The following is a 15,480-nucleotide window of genomic DNA, read 5'->3' as shown; positions in this document are numbered from 1 at the left end:
TTATCACTGGTACGGACAGTTGCAGACTTATTAGATGGATGAAGAAATACTGGAAAACAAAGATTAGGACGCTCAAGACATTTTTAATAGGCGTAAAATTCGATTATAGAGCTATATTAAATACCATTAAGGAAAATGTCACAAATGGAATCACAGAGGGATTTGTAAATAAACTAAAAGCTGTAAAGAGAACTATGTATGGTAGAGCGAGCATTAAACTACTAAGAAGAAAGATGGTTCTAGAGCATATATTCTTCAACTAAATTAGAGAAGAACCATTTATACGGTAAGGTTAGACAACTTATCTAATAACAAATATAAACCTATTTCGGCTAAAGGCAAACTGTTTGAGCTTAGATTTATTGGTAACAATTTGAATTTTGCATATTAAGGCTGTCTTCTCTGCGCTTTTTTGTGTTTTTAGCTACGGCATCTCTCACAAAGCCTATAAACACTGATAAAAAAAATACGTAGCTAGGTCATTTTAGCTTCGATGAGCTACGTCTTAGCTACGTCATCTATTTTTGCCTTTATAATGTACGTGTAGGTACGCGCGCACCTAAGTTTTTTGAAAAATATAAGTGTCGAAGTGTTAACGTAATGAATATCAATGTTTTATCGACGAATTTGACTAATAAAAGTGACGGCCAAATTTCAAGTTTTGCCTGCGTTTCTATATAGAAACGTAACTCTTTCTATATAGAAACGCAAACTTTTCTACGATGTTTTACCTCCTATTTCTTCGTAAAACGCACTGCAAAACATCACAAAAAGCATCAAATTACTTCATAAAGTACAATGCAATATGAGGAAAATTTTCCCACATATTTTACCGACGAATAATCGACACTTTATTCGCCCCGAAAAGAGTTCTAATAAATTGAGGCTCAATGAATAGACACTTCGACACTTATTTTTCTGAAAAACCCAAAGAGTGTGCGCACGTACGCACGTGTACTATTAATGTGTAGCGCCAAACTTTGGCTAACGGTCTAACCTAAATCCCTTTGCATGGACAAAATTTTTGCAGTATCTTTGCAGAGAATTCAGCAGAACATTTAAACAAGCTTGAAAATTCTGTTTTCGTTTACTGAATCTATTTTCACATCCTCAGTTCTTCAGATGCAGACAGCGATTCTTTGACATAGATAATTTATAAATTCATCCATGAATTGCATTTCATTCTTAAAACGCCACAAGTCGCCGTAGCTAAAACGTAGCTTAACGAAGCTAACTGGACCTAGATACATATCGTCAATCCCTCTGTTTATATGCTTTACGAGAGATAACGTAGCTCTGTAGCTAAAAATACGAAAAGATGCAGGGAAGGCCTGCCTAAATATACGAAGAATATTTATTTCTTGTTGTTAGGCATTAATATACTCCACAATGTTGTAAAGTGTTATCTAATAATTTAGTATTATTTCTTTAGCTTTTTCTTTCTACTGAAAAGATCCCAGAAACCATTAAAATCTTTTTTCAGGATAAATCCAATACCTTGGGTGTTCAGACTGTTTCTTGTGAAATATCTGTCGTTAGTCTGGTTGTATACTCTTATTGCAAGGTTACCGTTAGGATATAGTAGGTATCTTAGGTCAAAGTCTCCGATGAAACTTGTTGTTGCGTTTGCATTGTCACGATATCCAAACTGTCCACTGAACTGCAATCTGTTATTAAGTAGTCTTCCACTCAACAGACCTTCATATTCAGCATTATTCCATCCCTCATCTCCTGTTGAAATGTTGGCACCGAAATTCCAATTGGTATTGTTTATTACGCTGCTTAAAACATTATTGAGTTGTTGGCTCACAGTTCCACTGAGAATACTTTGCATGGCAAGACTTGTCTGGCTTTGCTGAGTTGTGCTTTCTGCAACTGCATTGTTGTTGGTCTGTGTGTAGAAACGACCGATAGCCAATAGGTATAATACCTGTTGGTTCATCTCTTCCTCGCTGTTTATCAGATTTAGTATCATCTGTTTTGCGTCGTTGTTGACTGTAGGCATGTCAAGACCAAAATCAACTTTAGGACTAGAAGGTGTTCCTGTTATATTCATAAGACAGTCAACTCTGATGTTGTTATTAGAGAAACTGTTACCTATCTTCAAGTCAGCGAGGCTCACTCCTTGTACAGTGTATTGAGCTTTCAGATTTAGTGCTGCATCAAATGGATCTCCTCCAAAACTTATAGTTCCACCAGGGGTGAACATAAAGTCTTTTTTTATTGCATTTTGTATCGTAAGTTTATATATACCGTGATCTATAAGGTAGTTACCATAAAGATCAAAACTTCCATTATTATAATATGCAGCTCGAAGTCCGCCTGTACCGTTAAGTGCAATATAATCTCCTGTATTATGGTCCATTATAAGTTTTACGGTAGCTTCGGGTGTCATATTAATAAGGAAATTAATATGCATATCTGTAGGAATATTAATATCCTTAGTACTGTCTGGCTTTTCTTTTATGCTCAATGCTGTATTAACGCTGTCTCGATTTGTCCAGTGGATAAATTCATTTTTACTTATTGATGTCGGACTTGACACGTTGTAAACGATTTGACTGCCTTTATTAGCGGTAGCTTTGACATCAATCGTTATATCATTGTTTCTACCTTTTATGTTACATGTTCCAGTAGTATATGCCGTACCATAAAATGTGTTGTCACCAAACTCATGTGTGTCGTATGCAAGTAGGTTATGAGCGTTTATGCCTATATCGAAAGTAAGTTTTGTTAGATGCTGATGATGCAGTGCTCCGCTTACAATTCCTATATGTCCATCTCTGTCGGTAACAGTATCGTTTTGTAGGTATATTTCATCTGGAACAGCATGGATATGGGCATTCCTTAAAGTATAGTCTGTGTTTAGCGTGCTCATGTGTATGACACCATTTGCAATGAGGTCACCTGTGAGGTTTATTCTGTTTAATGGTCCTACAACTCTAACATCTCCACTTGCGTATGCATTTATGTTGCCCATAAAACTCCCGCAGAATCTTTTAAGGAATTCAATTCTTGTGCCGTCAGCAGTTATGTTGAGGTCAATATTATTCTTTCTTGGCGATACGTATCCCTTAATAATCGTCTTAATTGGAATAATAGAATTGCTTATATACGTATTGCTTATTGTATCGTTGGCTGTTGCATCTATGTCTATTTGACCTTCACGATTATTCCAATTGGCATCAGCATATAATACACCCATACGACCATTTTCAAACTTAAAATCTTCAACTCTAAGTTTTGCTGATGCATCTGGTTTAGAAAAAGCGCCGGCTATATAAGCTTTTCCCGATGCTTTACCACTGAAATCAACAGAATGAAAATTCACAAGATTCAATATATAGCTTACGTCAACCTTCTGCAAGTCGGCGATAACAGAATCTTTCTTGCTAGGTGTTGCTAATCCTGAAATTATTATATGTTGATTGTTGTGAGTAACAGCGAAATGATCTATAGTTATATGATTCTTTCTATATACGATGTCGCTAGGTTGTATATTCCAAGTACTGTCTCCTACAATTATGTCTGAATGGTGTACAGTTATGTGTGCTGTATTACCATATTCTGATTTAAAGAATTCCGTTTCTGTGTTAAGAGTTCCTGTAAAATACTTACCTGATAAGTTGTTCCATTTTATTATAGACTTGAGTTTGTTGTCGGTAGCCGAAGTTTCTATGTTCCAAGCCAGTCCTTTACCATCTTTAGATACTTTTTTAGCTTGAATTTCAGCCTTTAGAGAATCATTAGGAGATGTAACCTTTATATAACCATTCTTGAATATGTTGTTTCCAAAACTGAATGATGGCATTTGTGCAACAAAATCAATTTGTTGTTTATGGTCATTTATGATAGCACTGAGTGTAACTGGTTCAGCTAAGTCAATGTCTACGCCGAAAATTTTATTGAGCCAATCGCTCTTACTTATGTAGGCATTGAAAGAAAAATCGTTAGCTTTCTTTGCCAATCCACGCTTTAATCCCATCAAAGATGGAAGTTTGCTGTGTATGATGTTTGTAATGCTGTTAAAAATTGTCGCATAGTCAAACTTACCTATAATGTCAGCTTGTCCAAAATCACTGTTCATTGTAAGAAAGTGCTGCATGTTGTCTTTTCCTGCATGTATCTCCATCGTATTAAGATGATATGCATCTTTAGGTGAGCGCATGTCAAAGTCGGACAAGACGATTCTTCCATCGGCATTATTGATGTTGTCTCCTATGAAATTGGCGCTTATATTAGCAGAGAACTCTGTAGAAGGGTAGCTGCCTATAAGTTTTAGTGCATTAGGGTTGAAGTGATCTATGGCTGCAGTTATATTGGCTTTTGTGATTTTGCCTAGTTTGCTCAAGTCTCCTTCTATTGCAATTTTGCCGTTAGGATCGTTGATGTCTAGTTTGCCGTTAAAATGCATACTAGCTTTTTTCTTACTGAACAGTCCGTCTATATTTATATTTCGGTATGTGTACCTATTATATTCGATGTTTCCAATGTGTCCTTTAGCATTGATTTTTATATCATTTCCGTTTATATATCCGTCAGCATTAATTTTAGTGGCAACGATTCCTAGTTTATCGTTGTTTATGATTTTGCCTACTGATATTCCATCAGTCTCCACATGTCCGCTGAAATTTTTTCCGTTTATACCCAACGCTAGTTTGGCTGATCCTACATCAGTGCGAATCATTCCTTTAGTAGCAACATCTTTTCCATACCCTCCAATAGCACCTTTAAAAACTATGTTTCCAAGTCTTGTTATTTCAATAGGAATACTCAGTTGCTTTCCTAAATTGTTGCTTATAAACTTTATACCATCACCCTTAAGGCTTAGACTTTTTATATCAGCAACCCATCTAGGTTTCTTACTTTGCCAATTATTCAATGAACCACTAGCATTTAGAAATATGCTTCTGCCAATTATTCCTAAAGAGTGGATTCTTACAGAAGTACTGGTTCCGCTGATAGTCGTACTTATATCCAGTTTGTTGCGGAAAGACTTCAATGCCGGAAGAAAGCACGAAAAATCTGAAGGGCGTATCGTTGATTGGTCAATACTTCCGCTATATTGCAGAGATGGAATCTGTAATTCTTTGCCAAGGAAAGTATATGTGGCAAGGCAGTCACCAAGTCTGATTACAGTTCCTGGCAGCATCAATTCGAAATTATTTAATTCAGCTTGCTTCCTGTTAGCTATTATTTTTGTAGAAAGTGATACTATATTTAGTCCAGATGTCTCCTTAAATGACATTTTCCTGATGTTCAGGTTTATGCTGTCATTTGTTAGTGTGTTCAATATAATATGTGCGCTTATATCAGATAAATTAAGATGTTTAGGATCTAATTGTCTGTATTTTTGCACTGCATCGTATTGGTTATAAGTAAGTGCGCCGTTTCTTATTATTAGCGAACCAACCCTTAAATCAAGATTACTTTTACTCTTTTTGTTTTTTGAAGCTAATGAATCAAGTACAAATTGGTAGTTAGCTTTTGACTTAGCCGTCTGCTTGTAAGCATTAATTTTTGAACCGAAAAGCTGTGCGGATGTTATTGATATCTTTCCTTGAAAAAGTTGTATAATATCTATTTTTACAGAAGCTCTCGAAGATTTTAGAAGTTTTTCGCCATGTTGGTCATATATCAATACATCGTCTATGATAACACGATTGAGAAATCCCAAATCAACATTGCCTATATTTACTCTTGTTCCGAGTTTATGAGCTAGTAAATCGCTAGCTTCAGAACCAATAATACCCTTTACTGCTGGAAGATGAAGCAGTATCACTAATGCAAAATATAAACCGGCGATGGTCCATATAACAGTGTTGACGATATGTTTGAGTCTGTTCAGTTTGCCTTTTTTATTGAATTTATGTTGCAAAATTACATCAAATTTAGTTTATAATAGAAATAAAAGGATATTTTTTCTTTTATTTATGCTTAATTTTCACTAAATTTGCATCGAATGCTTAAGCTTACCTGCAAAAACAAATTTGTTTAACGAAACACTATAGTTATAGTGGTCAAGCAGTATAAATAATTTTGCTTTTATTGGTGAGCAAATGCGTTAGCTAGAAAAATAAGAAATAATCAACTTATAAAAGTATTTATGAAAAATGTAATTAAGTTGCGTAAGGGCTTAGACATTAATCTAAAAGGAACAGCTTGCAAAGGAACTATTTCAACGCTAAAGAGTGAAGAATATGCTTTGGTGCCTGATAGCTTTTGTGGAGTTACTCCTAAGATTGTTGTGCATGAAGGTGATAAGGTTAAGGCTGGTGAGCCCTTATTTGTAAGTAAAAAACACCCTGAAGTTAAATTCGCATCTCCTGTTAGTGGTACTGTTGAATCTATATTGCGAGGTGAAAGACGTAAGATTTTGTATGTGAAGGTTAGAGCTGATGAACAACAGCAGTTTCTTGATTTTGGATCTAAGGATATTAACTCATTGGATGCAGAAGCTGTTAAGAAGGCTTTGCTAGATGCTGGTATTTTTGGATATATAAAACAATTACCTTATGCTGTTTCTACAACTCCAGATACAGATCCAAAGGCAATATTTATTTCTGCATTTAGAGATATGCCTTTAGCTTCTGACTTTGAGGTAGAATTGGAAGGTAATGAAAAGGATTTTCAAACAGGTTTGAATGCTCTTTCTAAAATTCAAAAAACATATCTTGGCATTAGTTCAAAACAGGCAGCTAAGGCTCTTTTTAATGCAGAGAATGTGGAAATTAATATTTTTAAAGGTAAGTGTCCTGCAGGAAATATTGGTGTTCAAGTGAATCATGTTTGCCCGGTTAATAAAGGAGAAGTCGTTTGGACAGTAGATCCTGCACATGTAATTATTATAGGTAGATTATTTAATACAGGTAAGGTTGACTTGCGTCGTGTTATAGCTGTTGCTGGAAGTGAAATAAAAAAACCGTCTTATGTAGAGGCTCTCATAGGAACACCTTTGTCTGCTGTATTGGATGGAAAACTTGCAAAAGAAGATCATATACGTATAATAAACGGTAATCCTCTTACTGGCAAGAAAACCACGATGGAAGACTATATTGGTGCTGCTACATCAGAAGTTTCTGTCATACCTGAAGGTGACAATGTGGATGAATTACTAGGATGGATACTTCCACGTACAAAGGAGTATTCTACATCACGTAGTTACTTCTCTTGGCTTTTTGGCAAAAGAGAATATAATCTTGATGCACGAATAAAAGGTGGTGAGCGCCACATGATTATGAGTGGGGAATATGACAAAGTGCTGCCAATGGATATTTATGGCGAATATCTTATAAAGGCTATTATTGCAGGTGATATAGATAAGATGGAGTTACTTGGTATTTATGAAGTGTCTCCAGAAGACTTTGCACTTGCTGAATTTGTCGATTCTTCTAAATTGGAATTACAGCACATCGTCCGTGAAGGACTTGATATGCTGAGGAAGGAAAATGCTTAAATAAAATTATAATACGAATAATTATGAGTGCATTAAAGAAAATACTAGATAATATTAGGCCAAACTTTGATGAAGGTGGCAAACTGCATGCTTTTAAAAGTGTGTATGACGGTTTTGACGCATTCCTCTTTGTGCCTAATACGACTTCAAAGAGTGGAACGAATATTCATGACGCGATAGATTCAAAAAGAATAATGAGTATGGTTGTGATAGCTTTGCTGCCGGCTTTACTCTTTGGAATGTATAATATCGGTTATCAGAACTTTTTGGCTGCTGGAACTTTAGCAAGAGCTTCTTTCTGGTCGATATTCCTTTATGGTTTTATTGCTGTACTGCCAAAACTTGTAGTTTCATATGTTGTAGGTTTAGGAATTGAATTTGCCTGGGCGCAATGGAAAGATGAAGAGATACAGGAGGGATATCTTGTTACTGGAATCCTCATCCCAATGATTCTTCCCGTGAATTGTCCTATTTGGATAATGGTTATTGCAATCGCTTTCGCTGTAATATTCGCAAAAGAGATATTTGGAGGAACAGGTATGAATATATTCAACGTTGCATTAATAGCACGTGCATTTTTATTCTTCTCTTATCCTACAAAGATGAGTGGTGATAGTGTATGGGTTGCAAAAGATACAATCTTCGGACTTGGAAATCAGTTACCTGATGCTTTTACTTGTGCTACGCCGCTTGGTCAGATCTCGCAGAATATTAATGTGCCTTATAGTATGTGCGACATGTTCACAGGTTTTATACCTGGTTCTGTTGGAGAAACAAGTGTTATCGCAATAGCAATAGGTGCTATCATTCTGTTGTGGACTAGAATAGCTAGTTGGAAGACAATGCTCAGTGTTTTTGTTGGAGGTGGAGTAATGGCATTCTTGTTCTCTGCAACAGGAAGTTCACATATACCTTGGTATGAGCATATCATACTTGGTGGTTTCTGTTTTGGTGCCGTGTTTATGGCAACTGACCCTGTTACGGGTGCACGTACAGAAATAGGAAAATATATCTATGGCTTCTTGATTGGAGCTATGGCAATAATAATAAGAGTTCTCAATGCCGGTTATCCAGAGGGCATGATGTTGGCAATATTATTGATGAACATGTTTGCCCCGCTTATCGACTATTGTGTCGTACAGAGCAATATCTCAAAGAGAATGAAACGTTTAACAACTAAAAAATAACGGATATGGCAACAAAGAAATTCAGATGTAAAGTTTGTGGATATATCCATGAGGGCGACGCAGCCCCGGATAAATGTCCAATATGCCAATCTCCGTCTTCGGAATTTGAGGAGATAACTGAGAGTGATGAAGAGAAAGCTCCTCAGGCTGGTAAGAAAGGAATTAATACAAATGGTAATACATATACCATTGTATATTCAACAATAATAGTAGTCATTGTGGCTTTCCTAATGGCTTTCGTGTTCAAAGCTTTAAAACCAGCACAGGATGCTAATGTGGCACTTGATAAGAAAAAGCAGATTCTTGCAGCATTGAATATCAGAGAACTTTCTGACAAGCAGGCTGCGGATGAGTATGTTAAGGATATCACGGCTGATGATATAATAGACGCTGCTGGAAAAACAGTGGTAAAGGGTTCTGAAGGTGGCGAAAAAAATGGTTTTAAATTAAACAGTGCGGATTACAAGGCAGGTAAACTTGCTTTGTTTGTATGTAAGGTTAATGGAGAAACAAAGTATGTGATGCCGGTTTATGGTATGGGACTTTGGGGACCAATATGGGGTTACATTGCTGTTAATGCTGATAAAACAACTGTTTTTGGAGCTTATTTCAATCATGAAAGTGAGACAGCAGGACTTGGTGCTGAAATAAAAGACAATATTGCATGGCAGGAACAGTTTAAGGGAAAGAAAATCTTTAAGAATGGTTCTGATGATGTTGCTTTGTCTGTTTTGAAAAAGAGCGATGTGAAAGACCCTACAACACAATGCGATGGCGTTACTGGTGCAACTTTGACATCCAATGGCGTGAGCGCTATGCTTAAGGATTGTCTTTCAAAGTATAAAACATTTCTTAATGAAAAATAAAGGGGAGGAATATAGATATGAGTAAACTGTTTTCAAAGGAGAACAAAGAGGTCTTGGTTAATCCGTTTAATTTAGATAATCCTGTACTTGTACAGGTTCTTGGTATCTGTTCTTCTCTTGCCGTAACTTCACAGTTGAAACCGGCTATTGTTATGGGACTTGCCGTAGCTGTGATAACTGCATTTTCAAATGTTATTATTTCTTTGATTCGTAAGACAATACCTAATCGTATTCGTATTATCGTACAGTTGGTAGTTGTTGCTGCATTGGTAACAATCGTCAGTCAGATATTGAAGGCTTTCGCATATGATGTAAGCGTTCAGTTGTCTGTGTATGTAGGTCTTATAATAACAAACTGCATACTAATGGGACGTCTTGAAGCTTTTGCGATGATGAACAAGCCTTGGCCTAGTTTTCTTGATGGACTAGGAAATGGACTAGGTTACGCATTGATATTGGTTGTTGTCGGTGCCGTGCGTGAACTTTTAGGACGTGGTACGCTACTAGGATTAACAATTATTCCGCAGTCAGCTTATGATGCCGGATACATTAACAATGGTATGATGACAATGCCAGCAATGGCATTAATACTTGTGGGATGTGTAATTTGGATACACAGAGCTTATTTTTATAAAGAAAAAGAAAATTAATAACAATACCTAAAAGAAAAAATTATGGAACATTTAATAAGTTTATTTTTCAGATCCATATTTGTGGACAACATGATTTTTGCATTTTTCTTGGGTATGTGCTCTTTTCTTGCTGTATCGAAGAATGTAAAAACTTCATTAGGACTAGGACTAGCTGTAACATTCGTGTTACTGGTCACAGTCCCTGTGGATTATCTACTACAAGTATATGTCCTAGGTCCTGATTGTCTTATAGAAGGTGTAGATTTGTCATACCTTAGTTTTATTTTGTTTATTGCTGTCATAGCGGGCATGACACAGTTAGTAGAGATGGCTGTTGAGAAATATTCACCATCACTTTATGCAGCTCTTGGTATATTTCTTCCGCTTATTGCCGTGAACTGTGCTATTATGGGTGCTTCACTATTTATGCAGCAGCGTATTAATCTTGATCCTTCAAACACACAGTATATAGGTAATGTGTGGGATGCGATAGCTTATGCTGTTGGTAGTGGCCTCGGTTGGACTCTAGCAATCGTCTCAATGGGAGCGATAAGAGAAAAAATGCAATATAGTGATGTGCCAAAACCTCTTCAGGGATTAGGTATAACATTCATTACTGTCGGTCTCATGGCAATGGCAATGATGTGCTTCTCGGGTCTTAAATTTTAAAAAAAGGAGAAAATAATAACATGGGACAATTTATATTAGTAAGTATAGGAGTATTCCTCGCTACGATTCTCCTTTTGGTCATAATACTGCTTGTCGCAAAGAAATACCTTTCACCTAGCGGAAGCGTAGAAATCGTAGTTAATGATGACAAAACATTATCTGTAACTCAAGGTAACAGTCTGATGTCTACTCTTAACGAAAACGGTATCTATCTTCCTTCTGCCTGCGGTGGTAAAGCTAGCTGTGGTCAGTGCAAAGTGCAAGTAATGGAAGGTGGCGGTGAAATATTAGATTCAGAACGTTCACATTTTACGCGTAAGGAAATTAAGGAACATTGGCGACTGGGATGTCAGTGTAAGGTTAATGGTGACTTGAATATTAAAGTGCCAGAGAGTATACTTGGTGTGAAAGAGTGGGAGTGTACCGTTATCTCAAATAAGAACGTAAGTTCTTTTATAAAGGAATTCAAAGTTGCGTTACCTCCTGGAGAACACATGGACTTTGTTCCTGGTTCTTATGTTCAGATCGCTATTCCTGCATACGATTGTATTGATTATGATAAGAATTTCGATAAGGATTTGATTGGTGAAGAGTATATATCTGCATGGAAGAACTTTAATATACTTTCGTTAAAAGCTCATAATCCAGAGCCTACAGTACGTGCATATTCAATGGCAAATTATCCTGCAGAAGGTGATATCATAACTCTTACTGTACGTATTGCTTTAACACCATTCCTGCCACGTCCACAAGTTGGTTTCATGGATGTTCCTACAGGAATTGGATCTTCTTATATTTTCTCTTTAAAAGGTGGTGATAAGGTTAGAATGAGTGGTCCTTATGGAGATTTCCATCCTAATTTTACATCAGGTAAGGAGATGATCTGGATTGGTGGTGGTGCAGGTATGGCTCCTTTGCGTGCGCAGATTATGCACATGACAAAAACTTTGCATACTACTGACAGAGAAATGCACTTCTTCTATGGTGCACGTGCATTGAGCGAAGCTTTCTTCCTAGAGGACTTCTGGGAACTTGAAAAAGAATATCCTAACTTCCACATGCATTTATCTTTAGACCGCTCAGATCCAAAAGCTGATGCAGCTGGTGTTAAATATTATGCAGGATTTGCTGTTAATTGCATTCGTGATACATATCTTAAAGATCACGAAACACCAGAAGATTGCGAGTACTATCTTTGTGGACCTCCAATGCTAATCAAGACAGTGACTGACTATCTTGACAGTCTGGGGGTTGAAAATGATGCTATTATGTATGATAACTTTGGATAATGACATACATAATTTAAATATAAGAAAGGAACTTACATTATTGTGAGTTCCTTTCTTTTTTGGCACACTCTTTGCATAATGTATCATGGAAAATTTTAAAAATATAATATTATGCAAAAAGGAAATATTGGGGTTACAACAGAGGATATATTCCCTGTTATCAAAAAGTTTCTCTATTCTGATCATGAGATCTTTCTTCGTGAAATGGTTAGTAACGCTGTTGACGCTACGCAGAAAATAAAAACTCTTGCAGAGAAAGGTGATTTCAAGGGCGAACTTGGCGAATTGGCTGTTCGTATAACTTTGGATGAGGCTGCAAAGACCATTACTATAAGTGATAATGGTATTGGTATGACAGAAGAAGAGATTGATAAATATATCAATCAGATTGCTTTCTCAGGTGTTACTGACTTCCTTGATAAGTATAAAGATAATGCAAATGCTATTATTGGCCATTTTGGATTGGGATTCTATTCTAGTTTCATGGTCAGCGACCGTGTAGACATCATCACACGTTCTTACAAGGATGGTTCAAAGGGTGTTAAGTGGACTTGTGACGGTACTCCTTCTTTCGAGATAGAGGATGTTGAGAAGGATGGACGTGGTAGCGAGATAGTATTACATATAAGTGACGACTGCAAAGAATTCCTTCAGAAATCAAAGATCGAGGAACTACTCAATAAGTATTGTAAGTTTATGCCTGTACCATTGGTCTTTGGTAAGAAGACTGAATGGAAAGATGGCAAGCAGGTTGATACTGCTGAGGATAATGTTATAAATAGCATTGAACCACTTTGGACGAAAGCTCCTGCAAGTCTTAAAGACGAAGATTATAAGAAATTCTACAGTGAACTGTATCCTATGCAGGATGAACCATTGTTCTGGATTCATCTTAATGTGGATTATCCATTTAATCTCACCGGTATTCTTTATTTCCCACGTATAAAGAATAACATAGAGTTGCAGCGCAACAAGATTCAGTTATATTGCAATCAAGTTTTCGTAACAGATCAAGTTGAAGGTATTGTTCCTGAGTTCCTTACTCTGCTACATGGTGTTATCGATTCTCCAGATATTCCTTTGAATGTAAGTCGAAGCTATTTGCAGAGTGATGCTAATGTAAAGAAGATTTCTACATATATCACAAAGAAGGTTGCTGATCGTTTGCAGAGTATCTTCAAGGAAGATCGCAAAGGATATGAGGAAAAATGGGATAACTTGAAGATATTCATCAACTATGGTATGCTTTCACAGGACGATTTCTATGATCGTGCTAAGGACTTTACATTGTTGAAGGATGTTGAAGGTAAGTATTTTACATTCGAAGAATATAAGACTTTAATTAAAGATGAGCAGACAGATAAGGATGGTTATCTAGTTTATCTCTATGCAAACAATATGGAGGAGCAGTACACTTATATTGAGGCTGCAAAGAATAAAGGATATAATGTCTTATTGCTAGACGGTCAATTGGATACTCCTATTGTCAGTATGCTTGAACAAAAACTTGAAAAAGTTCGTTTTACACGTGTTGATGCTGATATTGCAGACCGACTTATTGTTAAGGAGGATGCTAAGAAGAATGATCTTGATGCCGATGATAGCAATAACCTTTCAAAGGTATTCAGTTCACAGATGCCACATCTTGAAAAGGCAGAATTTAATGTTGAAGTTCAGTCTCTAGGCGAAAATAGTCAACCTGTAGTGATAACACAGAGTGAGTATATGCGTAGAATGAAGCAGATCAGTCAATTCCAACCAGGAATGAGTTTCTATCAGCAAATGCCTGACAGCTATACTTTAGTTCTTAACAGTGATCATTTTTTGGTTAAGAAAGTGCTTAACAACTGTAATAATAAGATATCAGATGCTCTTAAACCTATTCTTAGTGAACTAAAAGGCTTGCAGGCACGTCTTACAGCACTGCATCAGAGTCAGTCTAGTAAGAAGCCTGAAGAGGTAACGAAGGAAGAGAAGGATGATTTGCAGAATACAGAGAAAGCAATAAACGAGCAGAAAACTAAGCAGACTGAGATTATTTCAGGATATGCAAAGGATGATGAAATAGTTCATCAGCTCATTGACTTGGCTTTGTTGCAGAACGGAATGTTGAAGGGACAGGCTCTTGACTCATTCCTGAAGCGTTCTGTTGATTTGATAAAGTAATATCCGTTTAGTGCAGAAGTAATACTTAATAAATGTTAATGTAAAGAAATAACTTGATGTTATGTTTCTTCATTCCAATTAAAAGTATTACTTTTGCACACGCAAATAAGAAATGAGGCTCCGTAGCTCAACTGAATAGAGCATCTGACTACGGATCAGAAGGTTCCGGGTTTGAATCCCAGCGGAGTCACATTTAACTGCAAAACCATAAAAGGGCTCTGTAGCTCAACTGAATAGAGCATCTGACTACGGATCAGAAGGTTCCGGGTTTGAATCCCAGCAGAGTCACAAAAAGAGAAATTCTTTATTGAATTTCTCTTTTTTTTATATCTAAGCCTGTATTCATTATAAATATAAGAGTTAATCCGGGTCAGTTCATAAGCTTAATGAGCAAATAATTCATATTTATAACATAAATTATACAGCCTATAATTCCCCATCTCTAACAGAATAATGTTTTTAATGTCAGTTGATGTCGCTCGTTCACCCCTTATAAACAAAGGGATTGTGACATAACATAATGACATTAGTGGTATTAAAAAAAAATTTGTAGTAGAGTGGATCGTCTAATCGTTTCATTACTTTACGCGCATGAATTGATAAATCCATCAACTTATGAACTAAACTCATTAATCTTGCGATGTCATAATTTATCTGGAACAGACATTCCTTATTCAAGCTAAATGATAATTTCACCTTTGGTATCTATATTTGTTATTCATAACTTTATGTAGTAAAGATGGTTTTGGTAAATTTTAAAATAACGTTATAATCAAAGCGCTATTAGTCTTAAAAGAAAACTTTGATACAACATTGTTGAGTGATCAAATCTATATAAATGTATTATATAGATTTGTTGAAGAGCTTGTCTTAAATAAAGATGAAACCCAGCAATAGTTCTTAATCTACCCCATGATAATTTGTCTCTTTTATTGGGTACGTCAACTGAACTGTGTCATAGTATCTGATTTCTTTAGTCCTTAACCTCAGATGGGGGATGCGATTTTTAATCGCATTTCACAGATGAGGAGAAAATCACGGCAGCAAAGTTACATAATCTGAAACCTATCACCAAATTTTATAGCTAGTTGTTGCGCACTCTGTCCCCAATTTACCAATGGTCTTATCCATTTCTTCTTTATATTTCGGTATGCCAGATACACTAATTTCTCCAATGCTGCATCACTAGGAAACACACCTTTGGTCTTTGTAATC

9 protein-coding genes, 2 tRNA genes and 1 pseudogene are annotated in these 15,480 nt (G+C 36.3%); 10 read left to right on the top strand and 2 right to left on the bottom strand.

What is annotated here, in order from left to right:
• A partial coding sequence (locus B045_RS0110755) for a transposase (protein WP_018464268.1) occupies positions 1–263 on the top strand: 263 nt, incomplete at its 5' end.
• 1,157 nt (positions 264–1,420) lie between these two features.
• Here B045_RS0110755 and B045_RS0110750 read toward each other — a convergent pair.
• Positions 1,421–5,878 carry a translocation/assembly module TamB domain-containing protein gene (locus B045_RS0110750; RefSeq protein WP_044067773.1) on the bottom strand — a complete coding sequence of 1,486 codons (4,458 nt, stop codon included), beginning with the start codon at positions 5,876–5,878 and terminating at the stop codon, positions 1,421–1,423.
• A 228-nt stretch (positions 5,879–6,106) separates the two neighbouring features.
• On the opposite strand from B045_RS0110750, the gene B045_RS0110745 reads away from it, so the two are divergent.
• From B045_RS0110745 to B045_RS0110705, 9 genes are all read left to right on the top strand, one after another.
• A complete protein-coding gene (locus B045_RS0110745; RefSeq protein WP_018464266.1) occupies positions 6,107–7,456 on the top strand; it encodes a Na(+)-translocating NADH-quinone reductase subunit A in 1,350 nt (449 codons plus the stop codon).
• Positions 7,457–7,479: 23 nt separating this feature from the next.
• Positions 7,480–8,643, top strand: coding sequence for an NADH:ubiquinone reductase (Na(+)-transporting) subunit B (locus B045_RS0110740; RefSeq protein ID WP_018464265.1), 1,164 nt, complete (start codon positions 7,480–7,482; stop codon positions 8,641–8,643).
• 5 nt (positions 8,644–8,648) lie between these two features.
• On the top strand, positions 8,649–9,509 hold the full coding sequence (nqrC, locus tag B045_RS0110735; RefSeq protein ID WP_018464264.1) for an NADH:ubiquinone reductase (Na(+)-transporting) subunit C: 861 nt from the start codon (positions 8,649–8,651) through the stop codon (positions 9,507–9,509).
• Between the two features lie 17 nt (positions 9,510–9,526).
• Positions 9,527–10,159: an NADH:ubiquinone reductase (Na(+)-transporting) subunit D gene (locus B045_RS0110730; RefSeq protein ID WP_018464263.1), complete on the top strand. Its 633-nt coding sequence runs from the start codon at positions 9,527–9,529 to the stop codon at positions 10,157–10,159.
• A gap of 24 nt (positions 10,160–10,183) precedes the next feature.
• Positions 10,184–10,810, top strand: a complete 627-nt coding sequence (gene nqrE / locus B045_RS0110725; protein ID WP_025884402.1) for an NADH:ubiquinone reductase (Na(+)-transporting) subunit E — start codon at positions 10,184–10,186, stop codon at positions 10,808–10,810.
• Positions 10,811–10,830: 20 nt separating this feature from the next.
• The gene (nqrF, locus tag B045_RS0110720) at positions 10,831–12,099 is read left to right on the top strand and encodes an NADH:ubiquinone reductase (Na(+)-transporting) subunit F (RefSeq protein WP_018464261.1); all 1,269 of its coding nucleotides are present in this window, start codon (positions 10,831–10,833) and stop codon (positions 12,097–12,099) included.
• A gap of 111 nt (positions 12,100–12,210) precedes the next feature.
• Positions 12,211–14,265, top strand: a complete 2,055-nt coding sequence (gene htpG / locus B045_RS0110715; RefSeq protein ID WP_018464260.1) for a molecular chaperone HtpG — start codon at positions 12,211–12,213, stop codon at positions 14,263–14,265.
• Positions 14,266–14,381: 116 nt separating this feature from the next.
• A tRNA-Arg gene (locus B045_RS0110710) sits at positions 14,382–14,455 on the top strand.
• Between the two features lie 24 nt (positions 14,456–14,479).
• Positions 14,480–14,553: transfer RNA gene (locus tag B045_RS0110705), tRNA-Arg, on the top strand.
• A 761-nt stretch (positions 14,554–15,314) separates the two neighbouring features.
• Here the strand turns inward: B045_RS0110705 and B045_RS15130 are convergent.
• A pseudogene (locus tag B045_RS15130) lies at positions 15,315–15,480 on the bottom strand (IS256 family transposase); the annotation flags it as partial.

Source organism: Segatella paludivivens DSM 17968 = JCM 13650, assembly GCF_000373185.1.
GTDB lineage: Bacteria > Bacteroidota > Bacteroidia > Bacteroidales > Bacteroidaceae > Prevotella > Prevotella paludivivens.
This window is presented reverse-complemented; position numbering and strand designations above follow the sequence as displayed.